The organism is Pseudomonas sp. 8AS (assembly GCF_902506505.1).
Lineage (GTDB): Bacteria > Pseudomonadota > Gammaproteobacteria > Pseudomonadales > Pseudomonadaceae > Aquipseudomonas.
Genome location: NZ_LR733406.1, coordinates 3,569,713 through 3,591,491, shown reverse-complemented (window position 1 = coordinate 3,591,491; position 21,779 = coordinate 3,569,713). Strand labels below are relative to the sequence as shown.

General features: G+C 65.9%; 22 protein-coding genes. 8 read left to right on the top strand and 14 right to left on the bottom strand.

The genetic code is table 11. The features are described from left to right. Nucleotides 1-207 precede the first annotated feature (207 nt). Nucleotides 208-1,131 carry a LysR family transcriptional regulator gene (locus GV001_RS16810; protein ID WP_160081883.1) on the bottom strand — a complete coding sequence of 308 codons (924 nt, stop codon included), beginning with the start codon at nucleotides 1,129-1,131 and terminating at the stop codon, nucleotides 208-210. Between the two features lie 109 nt (nucleotides 1,132-1,240). On the opposite strand from GV001_RS16810, the gene GV001_RS16805 reads away from it, so the two are divergent. The 4 genes from GV001_RS16805 to GV001_RS16790 all read left to right on the top strand — a co-directional run bounded on the left by GV001_RS16805 (nucleotide 1,241) and on the right by GV001_RS16790 (nucleotide 6,267). Further along, the gene (locus tag GV001_RS16805; RefSeq protein WP_160081881.1) at nucleotides 1,241-2,587 is read left to right on the top strand and encodes an aspartate aminotransferase family protein; all 1,347 of its coding nucleotides are present in this window, start codon (nucleotides 1,241-1,243) and stop codon (nucleotides 2,585-2,587) included. Nucleotides 2,588-2,735: 148 nt separating this feature from the next. Continuing rightward, complete coding sequence (locus GV001_RS16800) at nucleotides 2,736-4,232, top strand: CoA-acylating methylmalonate-semialdehyde dehydrogenase (protein ID WP_160081879.1); 1,497 nt, start codon at nucleotides 2,736-2,738, stop codon at nucleotides 4,230-4,232. Nucleotides 4,233-4,587: 355 nt separating this feature from the next. Continuing rightward, the gene (locus GV001_RS16795; protein WP_218583040.1) at nucleotides 4,588-5,358 is read left to right on the top strand and encodes a gamma-glutamyl-gamma-aminobutyrate hydrolase family protein; all 771 of its coding nucleotides are present in this window, start codon (nucleotides 4,588-4,590) and stop codon (nucleotides 5,356-5,358) included. A 123-nt stretch (nucleotides 5,359-5,481) separates the two neighbouring features. After that, nucleotides 5,482-6,267, top strand: a complete 786-nt coding sequence (locus GV001_RS16790; protein ID WP_160081875.1) for an outer membrane protein — start codon at nucleotides 5,482-5,484, stop codon at nucleotides 6,265-6,267. A gap of 1,133 nt (nucleotides 6,268-7,400) precedes the next feature. Here GV001_RS16790 and GV001_RS16785 read toward each other — a convergent pair. The 3 genes from GV001_RS16785 to GV001_RS16775 all read right to left on the bottom strand — a co-directional run bounded on the left by GV001_RS16785 (nucleotide 7,401) and on the right by GV001_RS16775 (nucleotide 9,356). Next, on the bottom strand, nucleotides 7,401-8,222 hold the full coding sequence (locus GV001_RS16785; RefSeq protein ID WP_160081873.1) for an NYN domain-containing protein: 822 nt from the start codon (nucleotides 8,220-8,222) through the stop codon (nucleotides 7,401-7,403). Nucleotides 8,223-8,426: 204 nt separating this feature from the next. After that, nucleotides 8,427-8,759, bottom strand: coding sequence for a hypothetical protein (locus tag GV001_RS16780; RefSeq protein WP_160081871.1), 333 nt, complete (start codon nucleotides 8,757-8,759; stop codon nucleotides 8,427-8,429). Nucleotides 8,760-9,017: 258 nt separating this feature from the next. Then, nucleotides 9,018-9,356 (bottom strand): hypothetical protein, encoded by a 339-nt coding sequence (locus tag GV001_RS16775; protein ID WP_160081869.1) that lies wholly within the window; start codon nucleotides 9,354-9,356, stop codon nucleotides 9,018-9,020. A gap of 604 nt (nucleotides 9,357-9,960) precedes the next feature. On the opposite strand from GV001_RS16775, the gene GV001_RS16770 reads away from it, so the two are divergent. Further along, nucleotides 9,961-10,752 (top strand): gamma-glutamyl-gamma-aminobutyrate hydrolase family protein, encoded by a 792-nt coding sequence (locus tag GV001_RS16770; protein WP_160081868.1) that lies wholly within the window; start codon nucleotides 9,961-9,963, stop codon nucleotides 10,750-10,752. A gap of 63 nt (nucleotides 10,753-10,815) precedes the next feature. On the opposite strand, the gene GV001_RS16765 is transcribed toward GV001_RS16770, so the two are convergent. The 9 genes from GV001_RS16765 to GV001_RS16725 form a co-directional block, all read right to left on the bottom strand. Further along, nucleotides 10,816-11,538, bottom strand: coding sequence for an ABC transporter substrate-binding protein (locus GV001_RS16765; RefSeq protein ID WP_160081867.1), 723 nt, complete (start codon nucleotides 11,536-11,538; stop codon nucleotides 10,816-10,818). Between the two features lie 114 nt (nucleotides 11,539-11,652). Continuing rightward, the gene (locus GV001_RS16760) at nucleotides 11,653-11,997 is read right to left on the bottom strand and encodes a zinc ribbon domain-containing protein YjdM (RefSeq protein WP_160081866.1); all 345 of its coding nucleotides are present in this window, start codon (nucleotides 11,995-11,997) and stop codon (nucleotides 11,653-11,655) included. A gap of 112 nt (nucleotides 11,998-12,109) precedes the next feature. Next, the gene (locus tag GV001_RS16755; RefSeq protein WP_160081865.1) at nucleotides 12,110-12,589 is read right to left on the bottom strand and encodes an LEA type 2 family protein; all 480 of its coding nucleotides are present in this window, start codon (nucleotides 12,587-12,589) and stop codon (nucleotides 12,110-12,112) included. Nucleotides 12,590-12,701: 112 nt separating this feature from the next. After that, nucleotides 12,702-13,460: a phytanoyl-CoA dioxygenase family protein gene (locus GV001_RS16750; RefSeq protein ID WP_160081864.1), complete on the bottom strand. Its 759-nt coding sequence runs from the start codon at nucleotides 13,458-13,460 to the stop codon at nucleotides 12,702-12,704. Nucleotides 13,461-13,792: 332 nt separating this feature from the next. Further along, on the bottom strand, nucleotides 13,793-14,593 hold the full coding sequence (locus tag GV001_RS16745; RefSeq protein ID WP_160081863.1) for a cyclic nucleotide-binding domain-containing protein: 801 nt from the start codon (nucleotides 14,591-14,593) through the stop codon (nucleotides 13,793-13,795). Nucleotides 14,594-14,699: 106 nt separating this feature from the next. Beyond that, on the bottom strand, nucleotides 14,700-14,972 hold the full coding sequence (locus GV001_RS16740; protein ID WP_160081862.1) for a TfoX/Sxy family protein: 273 nt from the start codon (nucleotides 14,970-14,972) through the stop codon (nucleotides 14,700-14,702). Between the two features lie 25 nt (nucleotides 14,973-14,997). Further along, nucleotides 14,998-15,759, bottom strand: a complete 762-nt coding sequence (locus GV001_RS16735) for a class I SAM-dependent methyltransferase (RefSeq protein WP_160081861.1) — start codon at nucleotides 15,757-15,759, stop codon at nucleotides 14,998-15,000. An 8-nt stretch (nucleotides 15,760-15,767) separates the two neighbouring features. Then, nucleotides 15,768-16,112, bottom strand: coding sequence for a pentapeptide repeat-containing protein (locus tag GV001_RS16730; RefSeq protein ID WP_160081860.1), 345 nt, complete (start codon nucleotides 16,110-16,112; stop codon nucleotides 15,768-15,770). Between the two features lie 66 nt (nucleotides 16,113-16,178). Then, nucleotides 16,179-17,741, bottom strand: coding sequence for a bifunctional aminoglycoside phosphotransferase/ATP-binding protein (locus GV001_RS16725; protein WP_160081859.1), 1,563 nt, complete (start codon nucleotides 17,739-17,741; stop codon nucleotides 16,179-16,181). 116 nt (nucleotides 17,742-17,857) lie between these two features. Between GV001_RS16725 and mrcB the strand changes: the two genes are divergently transcribed. From mrcB to GV001_RS16710, 3 genes are read left to right on the top strand one after another with little or no spacing between them, the layout of a single operon-like run. After that, nucleotides 17,858-20,173 carry a penicillin-binding protein 1B gene (gene mrcB, locus GV001_RS16720; RefSeq protein ID WP_160081857.1) on the top strand — a complete coding sequence of 772 codons (2,316 nt, stop codon included), beginning with the start codon at nucleotides 17,858-17,860 and terminating at the stop codon, nucleotides 20,171-20,173. Nucleotides 20,174-20,196: 23 nt separating this feature from the next. Further along, a complete protein-coding gene (locus tag GV001_RS16715) occupies nucleotides 20,197-20,904 on the top strand; it encodes a M48 family metallopeptidase (RefSeq protein WP_160081855.1) in 708 nt (235 codons plus the stop codon). Then, complete coding sequence (locus tag GV001_RS16710; protein ID WP_160081853.1) at nucleotides 20,904-21,233, top strand: YqcC family protein; 330 nt, start codon at nucleotides 20,904-20,906, stop codon at nucleotides 21,231-21,233. Before GV001_RS16715 ends, GV001_RS16710 begins: the two co-directional genes overlap by 1 nt. An 18-nt stretch (nucleotides 21,234-21,251) precedes the next feature. On the opposite strand, the gene GV001_RS16705 is transcribed toward GV001_RS16710, so the two are convergent. Further along, a complete protein-coding gene (locus GV001_RS16705) occupies nucleotides 21,252-21,689 on the bottom strand; it encodes a DUF4124 domain-containing protein (protein ID WP_160081851.1) in 438 nt (145 codons plus the stop codon). Between the last annotated feature and the right edge of the window lie 90 nt (nucleotides 21,690-21,779).

Below are 21,779 nucleotides of genomic sequence, written 5' to 3'. Positions count from 1 at the left end.
CGGGTTGATGACGAACAGATACCCCAGCGCGGGGCGCGAAACAACCCTTGTGCGTCAAAAACGTGTGCAATTGCGAAGAAGAGGGCTGATTGCCGGGCAAATTGCCGGATCTGCGCCAGAAAACCGTCTTTCAGGACAGTTTTAGAACCCGCCGGTCAGGCGCCGCAGGCCAGCTGGCACTGGCGTTCCAGCTGGCGCCGCCGCTGCCTAGTTGCCACTTTCCGCCAGGGCCTCGAGAAAACTCTCCAGCACCAGTTGCGGGCGGCGGCCCTTGCGCGTCACCGAGGCCAGGGTCAGCTCGTAGAAGCGCGACGCCGGCTTGAGCACGCGCAGGCGGCCCTGCTGCAGCCACTGCTGGGCGTAGTGGTCGGGCAGGTAGCCGATATAGCGCCCGGTGAGGATGAGGAAGGCCATGCCTTCGCGGTCCGAGGCGCTGGCCGTGCAGTTGAGCACCTGGTAGCGCGCCTGGATGTCCGCCGGCAGGCGGAAGGTCGGGGCGATCGCCTCCTGGGCGTTCAGGCGGCTGTCGGACAGCTGTGCGTCGTCCACATAGAACAGCGGGTGGCCCACCGCGCAGTACAGCTGCGAACGCTCGCCATACAGCGGCTGGTACTCCAGGCCGGACAGCGCCACGCTCTGCGGCACCACGCCGACGTGCAGGCTGCCGTCCAGCACGCCCTGTTCCACTTCCGACGGCGGGGTCATGCGGATCTGGATGCGCACGTCCGGGCCGCGCTCCTTGAGCCGCGCCAGGGCGTGGGTGATGCGCATATGCGGCACGGTGACGAGATTATCCGTCAGGCCGATATGCAGCTCGCCGCGCAGCTCGCGGTGCAGGCCGTTGACCCCGTTGCGAAAGCTCTCCAGCGCGCCGAACAGCTGCAGGGCCGACTGGTACACCTCGCGGCCTTCCTCGGTCAGGGCGAAGCCGGCGCGGCCGCGCTGGCACAGGCGCAAACCCAGGCGCTGCTCCAGGTCGCTCATCTGCTGGCTGATCGCCGAACGGCCGATGCCCAGCACGCTTTCCGCGGCGGAGAAGCCGCCGCACTCGACCACGCTGCGGAACAGGCGCAGCAGGCGGATTTCAAAATCGCTGACCTGGGCCAGCGGATCGGGGCGGCGCACGCTCATTGTTTAGCTCTGGCTTAACTAAGGATAAGAAGAGTTGTGTTTTAGTGACTTTATGCCCGTGGCACCTTTCGCTGCAACAACAAACAGGTCCCGCTCCGGGAGAGCCACGATGAACATGCCGCAGACCACCACCCCGTCCCTGGCCAGCCAGCTCAAGCTGGATGCCCACTGGATGCCGTTTTCCGCCAACCGCAACTTCAAGCGCGACCCGCGCCTGATCGTCGGCGCCGACGGCAACTACTTCATCGACGACAAGGGCCGCCGCGTGTTCGACAGCCTGTCCGGCCTGTGGACCTGCGGCGCCGGGCACAACCGCAAGGAAATCCAGGAAGCCGTGGCCAAGCAGCTCGGCACCCTCGACTACGCCCCGGGCTTTCAGTACGGCCACCCGCTGTCCTACCAGCTGGCCGAGAAACTCGCCGAGCTGACCCCGGCCGGCCTCGACCACGTGTTCTACACCGACTCCGGCTCCGAGTGCGCCGACACCGCGGTGAAGATGGCCAAGGCCTACTGGCGCCTGAAAGGTCAGCCGAGCAAGACCAAGTTCATCGGCCGCGCCCGTGGCTACCACGGCGTCAACATCGCCGGCACCAGCCTCGGCGGCATCGGCGGCAACCGCAAGATGTTCGGCCAGATGATGGACGCCGACCACCTGCCGCACACCCTGCAGCCGCACCTGGCCTTCACCAAGGGCATGGCCGCGACCGGCGGCGTGGAGCTGGCCAACGAGCTGCTCAAGCTGATCGAGCTGCACGACGCCTCGAACATCGCCGCCGTCATCGTCGAGCCGATGTCCGGCTCTGCCGGCGTCATCGTGCCGCCCACCGGCTACCTGCAGCGCCTGCGCGAGATCTGCACCCAGCACAATATCCTGCTGATCTTCGACGAAGTGATCACCGCCTACGGCCGCATGGGCAAGTGGACCGGTGCCGAGTACTTCGGCGTCACCCCGGACATCATGAACACCGCCAAGCAGGTCACCAACGGCGCCATCCCGCTGGGCGCGGTGATCGCCTCCAGCGAGATCTACAACACCTTCATGCAGCAGGCTATCCCCGAGCACATGGTCGAGTTCGGCCACGGCTACACCTACTCCGGCCACCCGGTGGCCTGCGCCGCCGGCCTGGCGACCCTGGAGCTGCTCAAGCGCGAGCAGCTGATCGAGCAGTCGGCCGCCCTGGCGCCAGTGTTCGAGGAGAAGCTGCACGGCCTCAAGGGCGGCAAGCACGTCATCGACATCCGCAACTGCGGCCTGGCCGGCGCGATCCAGCTCGCCCCGCGGGACGGCGACGGCGTGATCCGCCCGTTCGAGGCCGGCATCAAGCTGTGGAACGCCGGCTTCTACGTGCGCTTCGGCGGCGACACCCTGCAGTTCGGGCCGACCTTCAACACTAAGCCCGAGCAGTTGGACACCCTGTTCAACGCCGTCGGCGACGTGCTGAACAGCCTCGACTAATCCCGTAGGTTGGGTGGAGGCGCGTCGCGCCGATACCCGGCGCAGCCCCACGATGGGTATCGCTGCGCTCCACCCATCCTACCCAGCATTTCCCCCTCGCCATTGATGGATGAGGGGATTAACCGAATTCCATGTGAGAGATAACCCCATGAGCACCATCGCCCACCTGATCAACGGCGAAATCACCCTGCGCAGCGGCCGTACCGCCCAGGTCTTCAATCCGTCCATCGGCGAGCCGGTGCGCCAGGTCGAACTGGCCGACCGCGCCACCATCCAGCTCGCCATCGACGCCGCCAAGGCCGCCTTCCCGGCCTGGCGCAACACCCCGCCGGCCAAGCGCGCCCAGGTCATGTTCCGCTTCAAGCAACTGCTGGAAGCCAACAAGGACAAGATCGCCGCGATGATCAGCGAGGAACACGGCAAGACCCTGGAAGACGCCGTCGGCGAACTGCAGCGCGGCATCGAGAACGTCGAGTACGCCTGTGGCGCCCCCGAGCTGCTCAAGGGCGAATACAACCGCAACGCCGGGCCGGCCATCGACAGCTGGTCCGACCACCAGCCGCTGGGCGTGGTCGCCGGCATCACCCCGTTCAACTTCCCGGCCATGGTGCCGCTGTGGATGTACCCGCTGGCCATCGTCTGCGGCAACTGCTTCATCCTCAAGCCGTCCGAGCGTGACCCCAGCTCCACCCTGTTCATCGCCCAGCTGCTGTGCGAAGCCGGCCTGCCGAATGGCGTGCTCAGCGTGATCAACGGCGACAAGGAAGCGGTGGACGCGCTGATCGAAGCGCCGGAAGTCAAAGCCATCAGCTTCGTCGGCTCGACGCCGATCGCCGAATACATCTACACCGAGGCCAACCGTCGCGGTAAGCGCGTGCAGGCCCTCGGCGGCGCGAAGAACCACGCCGTGGTGCTGCCCGACGCCGACATCGACAACACCGTCAACGCCCTGATGGGCGCCGCCTACGGCTCCTGCGGCGAGCGCTGCATGGCCATCTCCGTGGTGGTCGCCGTGGGCGACCAGGTGGCCGATACCCTGGTGGCCAAGCTGAGCCCGAAAATCCGCGAACTGAAGATCGGTGCCGGCACCTCCTGCGGCCTCGACATGGGCCCGCTGGTTACCGGCGCGGCGCGGGACAAGGTCAAGGGCTATGTCGACGCCGGCGTCGCCCAGGGCGCGACCCTGGTGGTCGACGGCCGCGGCCTGGTGGTACCGGGCTGTGAGGCCGGCTACTTCCTCGGCGGCAGCCTGTTCGACCACGTCACCGCCGAGATGAGCATCTACCAGGAAGAAATCTTCGGCCCGGTGCTGTGCATCGTCCGCGTCGGCAGCCTGGAAGAGGCGATGCAGCTGATCAACGACCACGAATACGGCAACGGCACCTGCATCTTCACCCGCGACGGTGAAGCGGCGCGGCTGTTCTGCGACGAGATCGAAGTCGGCATGGTCGGCGTCAACGTGCCGCTGCCGGTGCCGGTGGCCTACCACAGCTTCGGCGGCTGGAAGCGCTCGCTGTTCGGCGACCTGCATGCCTACGGCCCGGACGGCGTGCGCTTCTACACCAAGCGCAAGACCATCACCCAGCGCTGGCCGCAGCGCGCCAGCCACGAGGCGGCGCAGTTCGCCTTCCCGAGCAATGGCTGAGTAAACACCGGGGCTGGTCGCAAGACCGGCCCTTCCTTGTGTGCCGGGCTTTTGCTTTTGTGGGAGCGGCTTCAGCCGCGATAGCTCCTGTAGGAGGGGCCTTGGCCGCGACGCTTTTGGCGTTGCCTGCGGTCGCGGCCAAGGTCCCTCCTACCAAGAGCCGGCAGCGCAACACGGTTACATCGTTTGGCAATACCCCTGCCGCGCGGGCGCGGCATTGGTGCAGTGCCCGGCCTGGCCGGTTACGGCACCCCTTGGGTGAGCGGACTCACGGCCACGTGACCCGCAAGCCCGCTCTCCCAAGGGCAGCCCACTTCCATCACAAGAAGAGGACACCCTTGCAATGAACAAACCCATGATTGGCCTTCCCCTGTGCCGCTGGCAGCTGACGAGTCGTGATATCGGCTGGTTCCATCTGGTGGGCGAGAAGTACATTCACGCGGTCACCGGTTTCGACGCCTTCCCGCTGATGATCCCGGCCTTCGGCGACGACCTGGACATGGAAACCGTGCTCGACAGCGTCTCCGGCATCCTGTTCGGCGGCTCGCTGTCCAACGTGCACCCCAGCTGCTACGGCGATGAGCATCCCGGCCTGGGCCTGGCCGACCAACCCCGCGACGCCACCGTGCTACGCCTGATGCGCGCCTGCATCGAGCGGGGCATTCCCTTCCTCGGCATCTGCCGTGGCGTGCAGGAACTCAACGTGCTGTACGGCGGCACCCTGCACCGCGAGGTGCATGAGGTGGAAGGTCGCCTGGATCACCGCGAAGTGAAGGACGTGCCGGACGACGTGGCCTACGGCCCGATGCACAAGGTCGCCCTGACCGAGGGCGGGGTGCTGCACAAGCTGCTCGGCGAGCGCGAGATCGAGGTCAATTCGCTGCATGGGCAGGGGATTGATCGGCTCGGCGAGGGTCTACAGGTCGAAGCCGTCTGTGAGGACGGACAGATCGAGGCGGTCAGCGTGATTGGTGCCAAGGCGTTTGCTGTCGGGGTGCAGTGGCATCCGGAGTATCGCTATTGGGAGAAGGCGGATTACAACGCGCTGATTGGGGCGTTTCATGAGGCGGCGAGGGAGTATCAGGCGAAGAGGTCTGAGCGCAAAAAAGTGACAGTGAGCGCCTGAGCCTTCGCTGGGGCTTGCGCTGCGAGCCCCAGCGAAGCGGCAAATTGCTGGCCATACGCCATGCCTTTGTCAATAATCAGTAGGCCCTTCGGCTGACGCCGCCCCTATGTAAGGAGACCTGCATTGCGCCACTCATACCTTGTTGCCCTCAGTCTACTGGGCGCTGCCAATCTGCTTCCCGCCCTGGCTTATGCCGATAGTTCGTCTGCCCGCGACTGGTCAGGTGCGTACTTCGGTGCCAGCCTGGGTGCTGCTGAGGGTAAGGGGGATACCTCGACTCATGCTTCTGTAGGTGGCACTAGCGATTACTTCACCACCACTGATCCGCAACAGTTGGGTAATGCGGGCGATGGCAGTGTCTCGCAATGGAATGCTTCGGGCGGCCTGTTTGGTGGCTATGGGTGGCAACAGGGCAATCTGTACTGGGGCGTGGAAGCCAGTCTCAATAGTCTGAGTTTCGATGAGAGCCACAATCCAGCTACGCAAACCTACTTGAGTGACCCAGCCTCGACCTTCACCCTCAATCAGTCTGTTGAGGCCGACTGGCAAGGCACCCTGCGTGCCCGCCTTGGCCTAGCCGAGGGCCGTTGGCTGGCCTACCTGACCGGTGGCATTGCGCTGTCCCGGCTTAAGGTGGAGAGCAATTATGCTGACACCTCCGGCCTCGGGGGCAGCGGCCATGGTTCCAGTGAAGAGAGCAAAACCGGTTGGGTTGTGGGGGCTGGTGGTGAATATGCGCTAAGCGAGCGTCTATCCCTGCGGGGCGAGTACCTGTATGCCGATTACGGTTCGGTGGATACCTCGTACGCCGTTACCAATCCAACCTTCGCCGGCCTGAGTAGCACCATCAAGGACAAGGTGGATTTCAAGACCCAGACCCTGTCGCTGGGACTGGCCTACCACTTCTAAGCAACGTCAGGCCCGCGTTCCCACGCTCCGCGTGGGAACCCATCCGGGGACGCTCTGCGTCCCGCAGACGCGGAGAGTATGTGGCTGCATTCCCACGCGGAGCGTGGGAACGATCAAGCAAGTAGCCTGGATATCCGTAGGGTGGACAACGCTTCGCTTGTCCACCATTGGAGCTCATCGGAGCTTTTGCTAACTCCGAAACTACGCTTTTCGCCTTCCCGGCGAGTTACTTTCTCTTTGCTTGTGCAAAGAGAAAGTAACCAAAGAGAAAGCACACCCGACATCCGGGTCTCGCTGCGCGAGACTCCCTTCGTTCCATCATTGCTCCAGGGGCCCGCCGCGAAGGGCCATCCCTGGCCCATCGCGGCTCTCGCGGCATCCATGCCGCTCAACCCCTTACGCAACGATTCCACTACTCGCTTCGCTCGCCCTTCGGGCCAGCCTTCGGCTGTTACTTCGCTTCGCTGCGTTTCAGCCTCCTGACGGGACCCGATCCCGGCCCGACCTGTTGGTGCAAGGGCGGCAGTGTGGTGTTGGCGTTTGAGTTCTTTTCTTGCTCTTTGATGGTTCCCACGCTCTGCGTGGGAACCCATCCTGGGACGCTCCGCGTCCCGCAGACGCGGAGCGTCTGTGGCTGCATGCCCACGCGGAGCGTGGGAACGATCGAGTAGGGCGGGTGAAACCCGCATGGGCCGGCGGCGCGGGTTGCACCCGCCCTACGGCGGGACATACCGACAATGCCGAGCGGCCTGAAACGTGAAACCTTCATGCGCGCAAACTCCCCGTCAGGAGGCCGAGCGTAGGTGTTGCGTAGGGGGACGAGCCGCATGGATGCGGCGAGAGGCTTAAAGGGCCAGGGACGGCCCTTGTAAGCCGGCCCCCGGAGCGGCACCGGAGGAGGGAAACGGAGCGTAGCGGAGTAACAGCCGAAGGCTGGCCCGAAGGGTGAGCGAAGCGAATCAGTCGAGCGCAGCGAAACCCGGATGTCGGGCGCGCTTTCTCTTTGGTTACTTTCTCTTTGCGCGCGCAAAGAGAAAGTGACTCGCCGTGCGAGGCGAAACCTGTAGTCCAAAGCCGAGGAAAGTGTGCCGTGTGACACGCGAGGTCTATGCCGGTGCCGAGTTTGTTCGGGCTCACTTGCCAGACTTGCGGTTACGCACATACAGCACCTTGCCCCCTGTCGCTGTAGTGCCACGCTCTTGTAGCTCGAACTGGCCGTTGCGCGCTTTGATCAGGTCAGTGAGTTTTTTGTAGCCATACAGCCGCGGGTCGAAGTCAGATTTCAACTTGCGCAGGTTTTCCCCCAGCGCAGCCATATGCCCCCAGCCTTCCTCATCGGAAATATCGTCAATTACCTTGGTGATCAATTTCACTGGAATCTTTTGCGGCGCGACTGCTGCCGGTACAGGTGTAGTTGCAGGCTGGCTTTCTGCCTTGGGAGCGGGCGTATCGGGCGTCGTAGTGGGGGTGGTCGGCTCGCTTTCGGGTATGTCGGCGTCAGCACGAAGCAACTCGGTGTAAATGAACTTGTCGCAAGCTGTCACAAACGGCTTGGGCGTCTTCTGTTCGCCAAAGCCGATCACCTCCAGCCCTTCCTCACGCAACCGCGCGGCCAGCCGGGTGAAGTCGCTGTCGCTGGAAACCAGGCAGAAGCCGTCGAAACGCCGGGTGTAGAGCAGGTCCATGGCGTCGATGATCAACGAACTGTCGGTGGCGTTCTTGCCCTTGGTGTAGGCGAACTGCTGGATAGGTTGTATGGAGTAATCCAGCAGCACCTGCTTCCAGCCGCCAAGATTGGGCAGGGTCCAATCGCCATAGATGCGTTTGACACTGGCAAGCCCGTACTTGGCGATTTCCTCGAACAGTCCTTCGACTATGGCGGCGGAGGCGTTGTCGGCGTCGATCAGCACCGCGAGGTGCTTCTGCTGGCGGCTGGTGGTGGGCTTGAGGGCCATGCTTCATCCTTGTGGCAGGTATACACCGACCTTACTGCGAAATCCTGGCTCAAAGCCATAGCTGACTAGCCAGTCAGCAAGCCTGGCGCTACCACCACCCGCCCCGAAGCACCAAAGTGAATCCGCTCCCCCACAAGCGTCGTGCTGGCGCTGCGGCTGGCGGTTAGAGGGGCATCCACCGCCCCGCGGCGGCAGGGCTGTTGGCTACCAGCGGTGCCCGTGATAGTCGCGATGGCCGCCGTGGCGATGGTGGCGGTGATGATGGTAGCGATACGGGTAGCGGTAGTACGGACTGATCACCACCCGGTAGGGCGGGTAGTACATGGGGTAGTAGACCGGTTGCGGCGGGTAGTACACCACGTGTGGCGGCGGCACATACACGCCCACCGGGTAGCCGGCACCGATGGCACCGCCGACCAGCCCGCCGACGACCGCCCCGGCAATCACGGCATCGCGATCCGACGCCTGGGCCGGTTGCTGGCCCAGCAGCATCAGGCTGGCGATCAGGACAGCGACGAGGGCAATACGCGAACGCATGATCAGACCTCCTCTGCGACCGGGTGGCGCCGGTTAAACATATCGACCACCGCCCCGGGCGAAGATTCGCCACCGCCCATCCGCCGCGCCCAACCGCGCCCATTGAGGCGGCTGCGGCCGCGAACCCCGCGCAAGAAACGGGCGCAGCCCCCGCACCTTTGCGCCAGGCGCGGGGCTGTGATACGCGCAACGCCAACCTGCCCATGACCTCACCGCTGGCCCGCACAAGAAAAAGCCCCGCGGGTGCGGGGCTTGGGTTTACCAGCGACGGTCGTGGTGGCGGTGATGGTGGCGATGGCCGTGCCCATGCCTATGGTGGCGCGGCACGTAATACACCGGGCCGGATGTGTAGTAGACCGGGCGCGGCTCGTAATACACCGGCTGCGGCGGGTAATAGGCCACCGGCGGCGAGTAGTACACCGGCTCCGCCTCGTAGACCCGCACCGGCCGGGTGTGGCTGGCGATGACGCCGCCGACCACGGCCCCTAGCACCACGCCGGCGGCTACATCGCCGCTGTCTGCCGCGTGTGCCGGAGCCTGGCCGAGCAGGGCCAGGCTGACAATCAGGCCGGTGATAAGGGGAAGACGCGCACGCATGTTCGAAACTCCTCTGGAAACCGGTCGTTCCCGGTTACAGAGTTCGACTGCGGGGCCCGGGATAGTTTCCAGCGGCAATGTAAAGCCTGTGTAAAACCGCCGCGCGCGGCGCCCGTTCAGCTGCTGCCGGCTTTGCTCGCGTCGCCTGGGCGAGCCTGCTGTTTATGAGCGTCCTGCCGCTGCAGTGCCGGGGCGGGGGTGTACGGATTGGTGGTGAGAAAAGCTTCGTAAAATATATTGGACTATGAACGGCGGAAAAATATTCTTTGTCGCGTGCCAGTCCTTGCCGTTAGCAGGTTGTAGGCCGGTTTTGCAAAGAAAACCCGTCTGAAATCCGTGTGCCATGTTTGACATATTTTACGGCTTTGGCAGACTGGCTAGCAGGTTCCGACTGCCAACAGGCCGGCTCGGGCAGACGACCAGCGCTTGCCGGCTTTCCCCGGCGGGGCGTTCCAGGGTTCTACGACAGACCCGTGGAAGGGGTGTTGCCCAAGCCGCTCGCCCTGTGCGTGACAGTTACCGAACCTGCAAAAACAGGTAGCGTCCGGCCGATGCCGCGCACCTGCACAGCAATGACGGGCCCCGGCCCGTCCCAAGGTGACGTATGTCTAACAACAACACTGCAAGCCCCGCGAAAACTCCCCGCAAACCCGTCGTCCTGATGTCCATGGGCAGCCAGGAACGCAAAGGTCATGACTACCAGGTGATGACCCACAAATACATCGTGCCGCTGGTCGAGCTGTCCGGTTGTGTGCCGCTGCTGGCGCCGACCTGCTGCGGCAGCGATGACCTCGAGCAGTACCTGGACATGGTCGATGGCGTGTACCTCACCGGTGCCGGCAGCAACATCGACCCGAGCCTGTACGGCCAGGACAACCTGACCCCCGGCAAGGCCCAGGACCGCGACCGCGACCTGTTCGACCTGCCGCTGATCCACGCGGCCATCGCCCGCGGCCTGCCGATCTTCGGCATCTGCCGCGGCATGCAGGAAATCAACGTGGCCCTGGGCGGCGACATGCACCAGAAGGTCTACGAGGAGCCGGGCTACGGCGATCACCGCGAAGACACCGATGACCCGGTGGAGGTGCAGTATGCCGAAAGCCACGGCGTGCGCCTGGTACCGGGCAGCTGGCTGGCCAAGCTGATGGGCCGCGAGGAAATCCGCGTCAATTCCCTGCACGGGCAGGCGATCAAGACCCTGGGCGCAGGCCTGGAGGCGCTGGCCCATGCCGAGGACGGCCTGATCGAGGCGATCCACGCGCCGCAACTGCCGCAGTTCACCCTAGCGGTGCAGTGGCACCCGGAATGGCGCGCGGCGAGCAACCCGGAGTCGGTGAAGATCTTCCAGGCCTTCGGCGAAGCCTGCCGTCAGCGGGCCGCGCAAGGCGCCCGCTAAAAGCCCTCACGACCTGCCACGTGGCCCCGGATGCACGCCGGGGCGCGTCGGCACGTCGGCCTTTCATTCCCAGCGTTTATAGATGGCCTGCAGCCTGCCGCTGTCCTGCAGGCGCTGCAGGGCTGCGCCGAACAGCCTGGCCCTGGCCTGGTCGCCCTTGGCGAACGCCACGTAGCGCGGCATCTGCACCAGGGCGTGCGGCAGGATGCGCACGTGGTCCTGGGCGCGCTGCTCGCGCACGAAGTACAGCAGCTGGGCGCGGTCGCCGACGATGATGTCGATGCGCCCGGCCAGCAGCATGGAAACCAGCTGCCGCGGGTTCTGCGCGCTGGTGTCGCGGGCCAGGTCGGCCTGATCGAATTGCGACTCGTAGGCATAGCCGCGGACCTGGCCGATCACGTAGGGGGCCAGGTCGTCCAGCCGTTGCCAGTCCTGGATCGCGGTCTTGTGGCTGGTCATGAACACGGTGGAACCGGTGCGGATCGGCCCGGCCAGCTCATACTGGGCCATGCGCTCGGGAGTGCCGGCGAACTGGAAGGCCATCTGCGCCTCGCGCCGGTCGAGCATGCGCTTGACCCGTTCCCAGGGATACAGGCGCAGGGTGTGGGCCACCTTGGCTTCGTCCAGCACGGCGTTGACCAGCTCGACATCCAGGCCTTGCGGCGTGTCGCTGTCGACCGGCACGAAACTGTAGGGGGCGAACTGCTCGTCGCCGACCACGTGCCAGGGTTCGCCGCTGGCCAGCGGGCTGAGGGCGAGAAGCAGGCAGAGGAGTGCGTTGCGCATGACCATCTCCGGGCACCAGGCGCGGCCCCGTGGCGGGCCTGTAGGGCTGATGCTAGACAAACTGGCGGAGACTTGCGCAGTGGCGACCCGGGCGGGTCGCCAGGCTGTGACGGCTCAGACTTTCTTGACGAATTCCGACTTCAGCTTCATCGCGCCGATGCCGTCGATCTTGCAGTCGATGTCGTGGTCGCCGTCGCACAGGCGGATGCCCTTGACCTTGGTGCCGACCTTGACCACCAGGGACGAACCCTTGACCTTGAGGTCCTTGATCACGCTGACGGTGTCGCCGTCCTGCAGCACGTTGCCGACCGCATCCTTGATCACCTTGGCGCCTTCGTCCGCGCTTTGCGCCGCGCCATCGGCGGACCACTCATGGGCGCACTCCGGGCAGACCAGCTGGGTGCCGTCTTCGTAGGTGTATTCGGAGTTGCATTTGGGGCAGGGCGGCAAAGTGCTCACGGCGGATCCTCGGTTCGGGGGACTAAAAGCCGCATATTGTATAAGGATTTGCCGGTTTTTTCAGGTTTGCGCCGCGCTCGGCCCTGGAGCCCGCGTGGCCTGAGGGCTGGGCTCAGGGCGCGGGCAGCGGTTGGGGCCAGTTCAGGGTGCCGCTGTCGCTGAAGCGGGCGCCGTCGAACAGGCCGCCGGCCAGCTTGCCGCGCAAGCTGTAGGGCAGCCCCTGGCCCTGCCGGTAACCGGCGGCGGCCCAGGCCTGGCGCATGGCGGAGAACGCGGAAATGCTCACCGGTATGCGCACCAGCGCCTCGCCGTAGCGCGGCACCTGGCCGCGCTGGTCGCTCACGCCGCTGGCCAGTGGCTGGTCGTTGATGTCCAGTTCGAGGGCTGCGCCGTCGAAGTCGAGCGGCTGGTCGTTGGGATTCTGCACCCGCAGGACCACGGCCAGGCGCATTTCCATGCCCTGGCCGGGCAGCGGCTCCAGGCCGACCAGGTCGACGTGCAACGGGTCGCGCGGCAGCAGTGCGGCGCAGCCGCCCAGCAGCAGGCCGAGCAGGATGCAGAGCAGGCGCTGCGGCCTGCGGGGTGTGGCCATGCGGTTCGCTCCGGGCATGTTTCCTCCAGGGGGTACGTCGCCGGCTGGGCGCGGATGGCCCGATTAAAACGTTTGACCAGGGCCGCGGCCCTGTCCAGGGGAAATATAGGTGCTAGTCGTACTCAGCCTCGACATGCTCGCCCAGCAGGCGCCGCTGCCGTGCCGTGCAGGCGGCGAGCACCGCGGGGTTGAAGCGCCACTCCAGGTAGGGCGAGAACTTCTGCGCGACCATGCGCCGGCCGTAGTGGACCTGCAGCAGGTAGCGGCTGCGCGTGGGGCTGAGGTTGCGGCTGCCGGCGTGCCACAGCTCGCTGCGCAAAAACAGCACGTCGCCGGCCCGGCACAGCACCGGTTCGAGCGGGCGCCCCTGCCAGGCGCTTTCCCCGGGGGCCGGCTGGCGCCCGGCGCGGTGGCTGCCGGGGATGACCCGGGTGGGGCAGAGCTCGGCATCGATGTCGTCGAGGTAGAGCTGGGCGGTGCAGATCTGCATCGGCAGCTGGAAGCTCGGGTCGGCGAGCAGGGCGGGCGGCAGCTCCATCACCAGGTAGTCGAGGTGCAGCTCGCTGCCGATGAAGCCCGGATGGCTGCGCCAGGCGGTCTGGCCGATGATGTGGCAGTCGCTGCCCAGCGCCACCTCGGCCAGTTCGATCACTCCGGGCAGGTCGAGGTAGGGCAGCCACAGCGGGTCGCGGTTGAACACGCATTTGTAGTGGTCGAGCAGGCCGGAGTAGTCCCAGTGCTGCGGGCGCAGGGCGTCGATGGCCTGGTGCAGTTCGGCGATCTGACGGCCGTCGAGGACGCCGGGCAACAGCACGAAGCCCTGCTCGTGCAGGGCTTGCAGCTGCGCGAGAGTGGCTGGGGCGCTGGACATGCTGGGGCTCCCGTGGCAGTGGCCTGCCACCATGCTGGCACGAAGGCGCAGGCCTGGGAATGCCGGGCCGGCCGACTTTCTCGCGGGCAAAAAAAGACCCGGCAAGGTGCCGGGTCAATAACCGTGATTAGCCTGATGAGGAGATAATCTAAAGAGTCCGACTGCGTGGTCTCTTGAGCTTATCGGCTGATCTCGCGACCAGTTGCGGTAATAATAACAATTCTCATTTTCTCGTCAATGCCTAGATGAGAATTATTTTCGACTGATTGGCGAAACCCCGGAAAAACAAACCCCGGCGCGCGGCCGGGGTTGCTGGGGTTCTCGCTGAAGCCTCAGGCCGGTTCGCGCTGCAGGCGCAGCTGGGTGACTTCCTTGTTCAGCAGGTCGATGCGCCGGGCCATGCTCTCGATCAGGCTGTGGGCGATCCGTGGGTTGCTCTGCATCAGGCTGAGGAACTGGTCCTTGGGGATGACCATGACGGTGCAGGGCTCGCTGGCGATCACCGTGGCGCTGCGCTTCTCGCGGGTGAACACGGCCATGGCGCCGAAGATCTCGTCCTTCTGCACGTCGCCGACCTTCTGCCCGTCGACATGGGCTTCGGCGTGGCCTTCGATGATGACGAAGACATGGTCGGCCTCGTCGCCCTGGTGGATCAGCTCTTCGCCGGCGGCGAAATGCTGGAAGCCGGTGGACGGGCGCAGTTCCGGCTGCTTGAGGCGCGCCAGGGCGTCGGAAAGCAGGGCGGTATGGCCGATCAGGTACTGGATCAGCAGCTCCTGGCGCTGTTCGCTGGCGTTGATGTGGCGGAATACATCGGCGCGGGAGTAGGGCGTCAGGGTCAGTTGCTCTTCGCTGCTGTAGCGGCAGCTGGGCAGGTCGTGGCCCTGGCGCAGGCCGACCAGGTCGCCTTCCTGCAGGTAGAACAGCGGGCGCTCGTCGACCAGCGCATGCAGCAGGCCGTTGTTGATGATGTACAGCTGGTTGCCGGGCAGGATCTGCGCAAGGTCTTCGACCTGTTCGAGACGCAAGGGCGCGCCGCTGGGCTGCAGGCCTTCGAGCAGCTGTGCAGGAATGCTCTGCAAGCGTTGGATCAGCTGGTCGGCGTAGGCCGGTTGCTCCCCGAGTAGGTACATGACTCAAATTCCTTGAACTGGCTGGACTGACGATAAGGCACGCACGTCCCGGCAACAATAGAGGGCGCCGCCCGCCAGGTAAATCGCGGCGCTTGGAGGTTGTGAGCTAGCTCTTGTTGCTTGGGGCGAGGGAGTCGACCTTGCCGTTGAGTTCGGCCTTGTGCGCGGGTGGCAATTCGCTCCAGTGCACATCCAGCAGTGCCCCTTCGATGGCATAGAGCAGCACCTTGGAGGCGCGGAAGCCGCGCGCGCGCACGGCTCGATAGGCGTCCACCGCGCCGAGGCGGCGCAGGTCGCTGGCGCTGTGGATGCCAACGGCATGCAGCCATTGCGCCGAGGTCTTACCGAGGTTTTTCAGGTGTTGTAGTTCATCGTTCATTGCGCCTCCGTGCGTTGCTGCGCAGCTACTGATGAGTGTTATTGGGCAAACCTGCAAGGAAGTGTAGCGGCCAGCGGACAAAACGCCGTTGACCTGGGTCAGCCCAGATTTCCTCCAGGCGCGGGCGCAGTTCGCGCAGCGGGTCGCGGCCACTGGCCTGCTGCAGGCGCTGCACGGCCGACCAGGTGCCGAGGTAGCCGAGCAGCTGCGGCAGATCCCACTGCAATTCGATGGCGCAGGGCGGCGGCTGCAGGCACGGGAACGGCGCCTGGATATCGCGATAGCCGGCGTCGACGCTGGCCCGCCCGGGCGGCCAGTAGGGGCCGAGAGTGCGCTGGTAGAAGTCGTCGAGCACGGCATCCAGCGGGCTGTCGATGCGCAGCAGGCCGTAGCACCAGGCGCAGAACAGGCCGTCGGGCTTGAGCAGGCGCCGCACTTCGGCGAAGAAGGCCGGGGTGGCGAACCAGTGCAGGGCCTGGGCGACCACGATCAGGTCGAGGCTGGCATCGGCCAGAGGTTGGGCCTCGGCGCTGGCGGCGAAGCAGGCGATGCCGTGCAGGTCGGTGGCGGCGCGCAGCTGCTCGACGCTGCCGTCGCAGGCCAGCACCTGGCGGAAGTGGTGGCGCAGCGGGCGGCTGGCCTGGCCACTGCCGCAGGCGATGTCGAGTGCGCGCGCATGGCCGGGGCTGTTGGCCGCCAGCCAGTCGAACAGGGCGGCCGGGTAGTGCGGGCGGAAGCTGGCATAGGCGTCGGCGCGAGCGCCGAACAGGCGGGCGACTTCGCTCATGGCCGGGCTCAGCGCGTGCGATAGCGCAGGCGGGTGCCGAAGTTGAGCGACATGAGGATCTCGTCGGCGCTCAGCTCGGCCGGGAAGTAGGCCCCGGAGATCTGCGCATGGGCGATGCTGGCGCCCTCCAGGCAGGCCTGGCGCAGGTCCAGGCCGCGCAGGTCGGTGCCGCGGAAGTAGGCGTCGGAGAAGTCGATGCCGGCGGCATCCAGCAGGCGCAGGTCGATACCGCGAAAATCGCCGCCCTTGAGGTCGACCGTTTTGTCCTTGGGCTTTTGCGCGTTGAAGTCGCGCACTTGCTCCGAGTGGATCAGGCGGTACAGCGGGCAATCGAGCTGGCGTGGCTGGCTCATGGAGGGCTCCGGGCAGGGTTCGACGCCAGTATAGAAGCTGTGCGCCGGCCTGCCCGGAGTGCGCGCTCAGAGCCCGGGCAGGCGCTGGCGGATGCGCTCGACCAGGCTGTCCAGGCTGGCGCTGTCGTGGGTGTCGACGCGCTTGCTGTGCGCCTGTTCGTCCTCGTCGAGGGCCTCGCGGCTGGCCTGCTGGGCCGCGATCACTTCCAGGGTGGCATCGGAGGGGTCGTTGCCTTCGCTCTGGCGCTGCTGCAGCCAGCCGGCGATCACCGCCTGCGGCGCCTGGCAGTCGAGGATCAGGAAGGGATCGCCGTTCTGTTCGGCGACCTGCCAGGCGGCGGCGCGCTGGGCGCGCTTGAGGTAGGCGGCATCGAGCACCACCGGGAAACCGGCGTGCAGGGCCTGTTCGGCCAGTTGGTGCAGGCGCTGGTAGGTGGCGCTGCTGGCCGCGGCGCTGTAGATGCCGGCATGCAGCTCACCCCGGGCGGCGGCCGGCTGGTCGCCGAACAGGCGCTTGCGCTCGACGTCGGAGCGGATGCGGATGGCGCCCAGGGCCTCGACCAGGCGCATGGCCACGTGACTCTTGCCGACCGCCGAGACGCCCGTGGTGATGGCCAGGAACGGGGTGGGGATGGCGCTGTAGCTTTCCGCCAGGTTGGCGTAGTTGCGGTACTGGCGCAGGGTGGCGGCGCGCTGTTCGGCGTCGCTCTGGTGCGCCAGGCTGAACAGGGCGACCTTGGCCCGCACCAGGGCGCGGTAGGCCTTGTAGAAGTTGAGCAGCTCCAGCGCCGCATAGTCGCCGCTGTGTTCCAGCCAGGCGCTGACGAAACGTCGGGCCAGGCCCTTGAGGCCGCGGTCTTCCAGGTCCATGGCGAGGAAGGCGGCGTCCGAGGCGATGTCGATCAGGCGGAACGGTTCGTTGAACTCGATGCAGTCGAACAGCACCACCTGGCCGTCCAGCAGGGTGGCGTTGCCCAGGTGGATGTCACCGTGGCATTCGCGGATCGAGCCGTTGCCCGCGCGCTGGGCCAGCAGTGGCTCCAGGCGGGCGAAGCTGGCTTCGGTCCAGGCTTCCAGGGCGTCGACCTGGCGCAGGTCGGCGGCTTCGTCGAGCATCGGGCGGATCTGTTCGAAGTTCTGCCGCATCGGCGCCATGATCGCGGTCGGCGAGCACAGCGGGTGGCTGGCGGGCACGGCCGGGGTGCGGCCGTGGAAGTCGGCGATCTGCCTGGCCAGGGCGTCGATATGCGCGGCGCTCAGTTCGCCACGCGCCTGCGCGGCGCTGAGCAGCTGGCTCTGCGGGAACTGGCGCATCTTCAGGGCGTATTCGATGACCGGGCCGTCGCCGCCGAGCTGCGGGGTGCTCTCGCTGCCGGTGATCGGCAGCACGTCGAGGTACAGACCCTGGGTCAGGCGCTGGTTGAGGCGCAGTTCTTCGCCGCAGAAATGCTGGCGGGCGTCCAGGCCGGTGAAGTCGAGGAAGCCGAAGTTGACCGGCTTCTTGATCTTGTAGGCGAAGGGGCCGGTGAGCAGCACCCAGGAGATGTGCGTCTCGATGACCTGGAACCCTTCCACCGGGTGGGGGTAGAGGGCCGGGTTCTGCAGGGCGGCAATCAGGGCTTGGCTCACGGTCATTCCTTGCTTTTCGGGTGTTTCGGAAGCGGCATTATGGCCGCTGTGAGGCGCTCTGCAAACCGCCGGGGCGCGCCTGTTGGGCCTCGGCAAAGTGCGTATAATGCCGCGCCATGACTCGTTCCCGTACTCCGCGCAAAAGCGCCAAACGCCGCTCCGGCGTCTCCCGTCCCTGGCTTGGCTGGGCTCTCAAACTGGCATTGGTCGGCCTGGTCGTGCTCGCCGGCTTCGCCGTGTACCTGGATGCCGTGGTGCAGGAGAAGTTCTCCGGCAAGCGCTGGACCGTGCCGGCCAAGGTCTACGCGCGGCCGCTGGAGCTGTTCGTCGGGCAGAAGCTGGCCAAGCAGGACTTCCTCACCGAGCTGGATGCCCTCGGCTACCGCCGCGAAAGCGCGGCCGACGGCCCGGGTGCGGCGGTGGTCAACGGCAACGTGGTCGACCTGCATACCCGCGGCTTCCAGTTCTATGAAGGCGCCGAACCGGCGCAGCGCCTGCGCGTGCGCTTCTCCGGCGCCTATGTGGCCGGGCTCAACCAGGGCAACGGCAGCAAGCTCGACGTGGCGCGCATGGAGCCCTTGCTGATCGGTGGCCTGTACCCGGCGCACCATGAAGACCGCATCCTGATCAAGCTGGAGCAGGCTCCGCCCTATCTGGTGGAAACCCTGGTGGCGGTGGAAGACCGCGACTTCTTCGGCCACTTCGGCGTCTCGCCCAAGGGCATCGCCCGCGCCGTGTGGATCAACGCCACCGCCGGGCAATTGCGCCAGGGCGGCAGCACCCTGACCCAGCAGCTGGTCAAGAACTTCTACCTGACCAGCGAGCGCAGCCTGACCCGCAAGGCCACCGAAGCGATGATGGCGGTCCTGCTGGAACTGCACTACGACAAGAAGGAAATCCTCGAGGCCTACCTCAACGAGGTGTTCCTCGGCCAGGACGGTCAGCGCGCGGTGCATGGCTTCGGCCTGGCCAGCCAGTACTTCTTCAGCCAGCCGTTGGGCGAGCTGAAGCTGCACCAGGTCGCGCTGCTGGTCGGCATGGTCAAGGGGCCGACCTATTTCAACCCGCGGCGTTTCCCCGAGCGCGCCCTGGAGCGGCGCAATCTGGTGCTCGATCTGCTCGAACAGCAGGGCGTGGTCAGTGCCGAACTGGTGGCTCATGCCAAGCAGCAGCCGCTGGGCGTGACCCAGCGCGGCAGCCTGGCCGACAGTTCGTTCCCGGCCTTCCTCGATCTGGTCAAGCGCCAGCTGCGCGAAGATTACCGCGACGAGGACCTGACCGAGGAAGGGTTGCGCATCTTCACCAGCTTCGACCCGATCCTGCAGCTCAAGTCCGAGGCGGCGCTGAGCGAGACCCTCAAGCGCCTGGGTGGACGCAAGGGGGTGGACGAGGTCGAGGCGGCGATGGTGGTGACCAATCCGGAGAATGGCGAGATCCAGGCCATGCTCGGCAGTCGTCAGCCGCGCTTCGCCGGCTTCAACCGGGCCCTGGATGCGGTGCGGCCGATCGGCTCGCTGATCAAGCCGGCGGTCTACCTGACGGCGCTGGAGCGGCCCAGCCAGTACACCCTGACCAGCTGGCTGGCCGACGAGCCGTTCTCGGTGAAGGGCCAGGACGGCCAGGTCTGGCGCCCGCAGAACTACGATCACAAGGCCCACGGCACTATCTACCTGTACCAGGGCCTGGCCAACTCCTACAACCTGTCGACTGCCAAGCTCGGCCTGGAACTGGGCGTGCCGAATGTACTCAAAACCCTTGAGCGCCTGGGCGTGGATCGCGAGTGGCCGGCTTACCCGTCGATGCTGCTGGGCGCGGGAGCGCTGAGTCCGATGGAAGTGGCGACCATGTACCAGACCCTGGCCAATGGCGGCTTCAATACGCCGTTGCGCGGCATTCGCAGCGTGCTGACGGCCGAAGGCGAACCGCTCAAGCGCTATCCCTTCCAGATTCAGCAGCGCTTCGATGCCGGTGCCATCTACCTCACCCAGAACGCCATGCAGCGGGTGATGCGCGAGGGTACCGGGCGCTCGGTGTACAGCCAGCTGCCGTCGTCGCTGACCCTGGCCGGCAAGACCGGTACCAGCAACGACTCGCGCGACAGCTGGTTCGCCGGGTTCAGCCAGGATCTGCTGGCGGTGGTCTGGCTCGGTCGTGACGATAACGGCAAGACGCCGCTGACCGGTGCCACCGGTGCGCTGCAGGTGTGGACCGGGCTGATGGCCAAGGCCGACCCGCTGCCGCTGGACATGCCGCAGCCGGACAATGTCACCCTGGCCTGGGTGGATGCCGCGACAGGGCAGGGCTCGGCGCCGGGTTGTCCGAATGCGGTACAGATGCCGTATATTCGCGGCAGCGAGCCGGCCCCGGGCGCAGCCTGTGGCATGGCGCCGGATGAGGCGGTAATGGATTGGGTACGCGGCTGGCTCGACTGAGTCTGCCCAGAGTGAGGAAACGAATGAGCAAGTGGTGGTTGTGCGCGGTTGTAGCCTCGACGGTGTTGAGCGGTTGTACCACTGTGCAGCGGGGTTCGATCCCGGTCGTGGATGCCAGCGGTTCGTTGCAGGCGGATGAGCAGGGGGCGGGCGATTACCCGCCGGCCACTGCGGCGGCACAGGCGCAGAGCCTGCCGCAGGACTCCGGTGTGGTGGTCATGGTGCCGGGCGGGGTTTCCTCGGCGCCGCTGCAGACCTATCCGGACGGCAGCAGTTCCATGCCTTCCAGTATCAGTTCGGCGCCGTTGAGCAGCGGGCCGATTTCTACGGCGGGCAGCTACCAGCCCAGCGCGCCGAGCATGCCCAGCGGCATTCCTTCCGGCGGCAGCCTGACTGCGGACGAGCAGCTCGATGGCCCGGTGCTGGCGCTGCTGACCACTGCCCAGCAGCAGCAGAGCAGTGGCGATCTGAATGGTGCCGCCTCCAGCCTGGAGCGTGCCCAGCGCATTGCGCCGCGCGAGCCGCAGGTGCTGTATCGCCTGGCCGAGGTGCGCCTGGCCCAGGGTGATGCGGCCCAGGCCGAGCAGTTCGCCCGTCGTGGCCTGACCCTGGCCAGTGGTCGTCCGGCGCTGCAGGCTGGCCTGTGGGGCTTGATTGCCCAGGCGCGTGAGCGTCAGGGTGACCCGGCTGGTGCCGCCCAGGCGCGCGAGCGGGCCAAGGTCAACTTGTGATGGATGCGCGCTTGCCGGCGATAGCCCAGCAGCTGCTGCTGATCGAGCGTGAGTTGCGCGTGCTCGGCTGGTGGATGGAGACGCCGCCTTCAGACGAAGCGCTGGCCAGTCAGGAACCTTTCTGCGTGGATACCCTGCCGTTCGAGGCGTGGCTGCAGTGGGTGTTCCTGTTGCGGATGAAGGCGCTGGTCGAATCGGCCGGCCCGTTGCCCCGTGCGTCGGGTATCCGGTTCATGGCCGAGCAGGTCTATGTGGGGCAGGAGGGGCGAGTGCTCGCCCTGCTCGATGCGCTGGGCGAGTTCGATCGGTTGATCGGCGAGGCGGGCTGAGGCGCGAGGTTCGGCGACTTACTGGCAGTTTTCGGCGATGGCTTTCTCGCTTTCGCTGATCTTTGCCTGACGTTCTTCCTCGTTCAGGCGGCGCAGTTGGCCATCGGCTTCGACGCGCACCCGTGGATTGTTCCGCAGTTGGGCCAGGTTGGTGCGTACGGTTTCGCAATATGCCTTGAGCTCGGCTTCCTGCTTGGCCACATCCTTTTTCACCTTGCTATCAATCGCCTCCTGCTCGGTCGTGGCAGTGGGCTGCTCTGCCGGCTTGGCTGCTGGGGCGGCGGGCAGCTTGGGCTGCGAGACATTGGGGTTCACCTGCGCTGCCGCTTGGCCCTCGGGCGGCTGCGCGCCGAAGTGCGTGTTGCCCTGGGCGTCTACCCATTTGTAGATCTGGCCGGCCGAGGCAGTAGCGCTCAGGGCGAGCAGCAGGCTGCCCGTGAGAATCATGCGACGCATGTTGTGTCCTTGTATTGGCTGCGGAACCTGGTGGCTACTATAACCAAAACCCGGCAAACGTCATCCTGCGCCGCATCACAGCTATCAGAC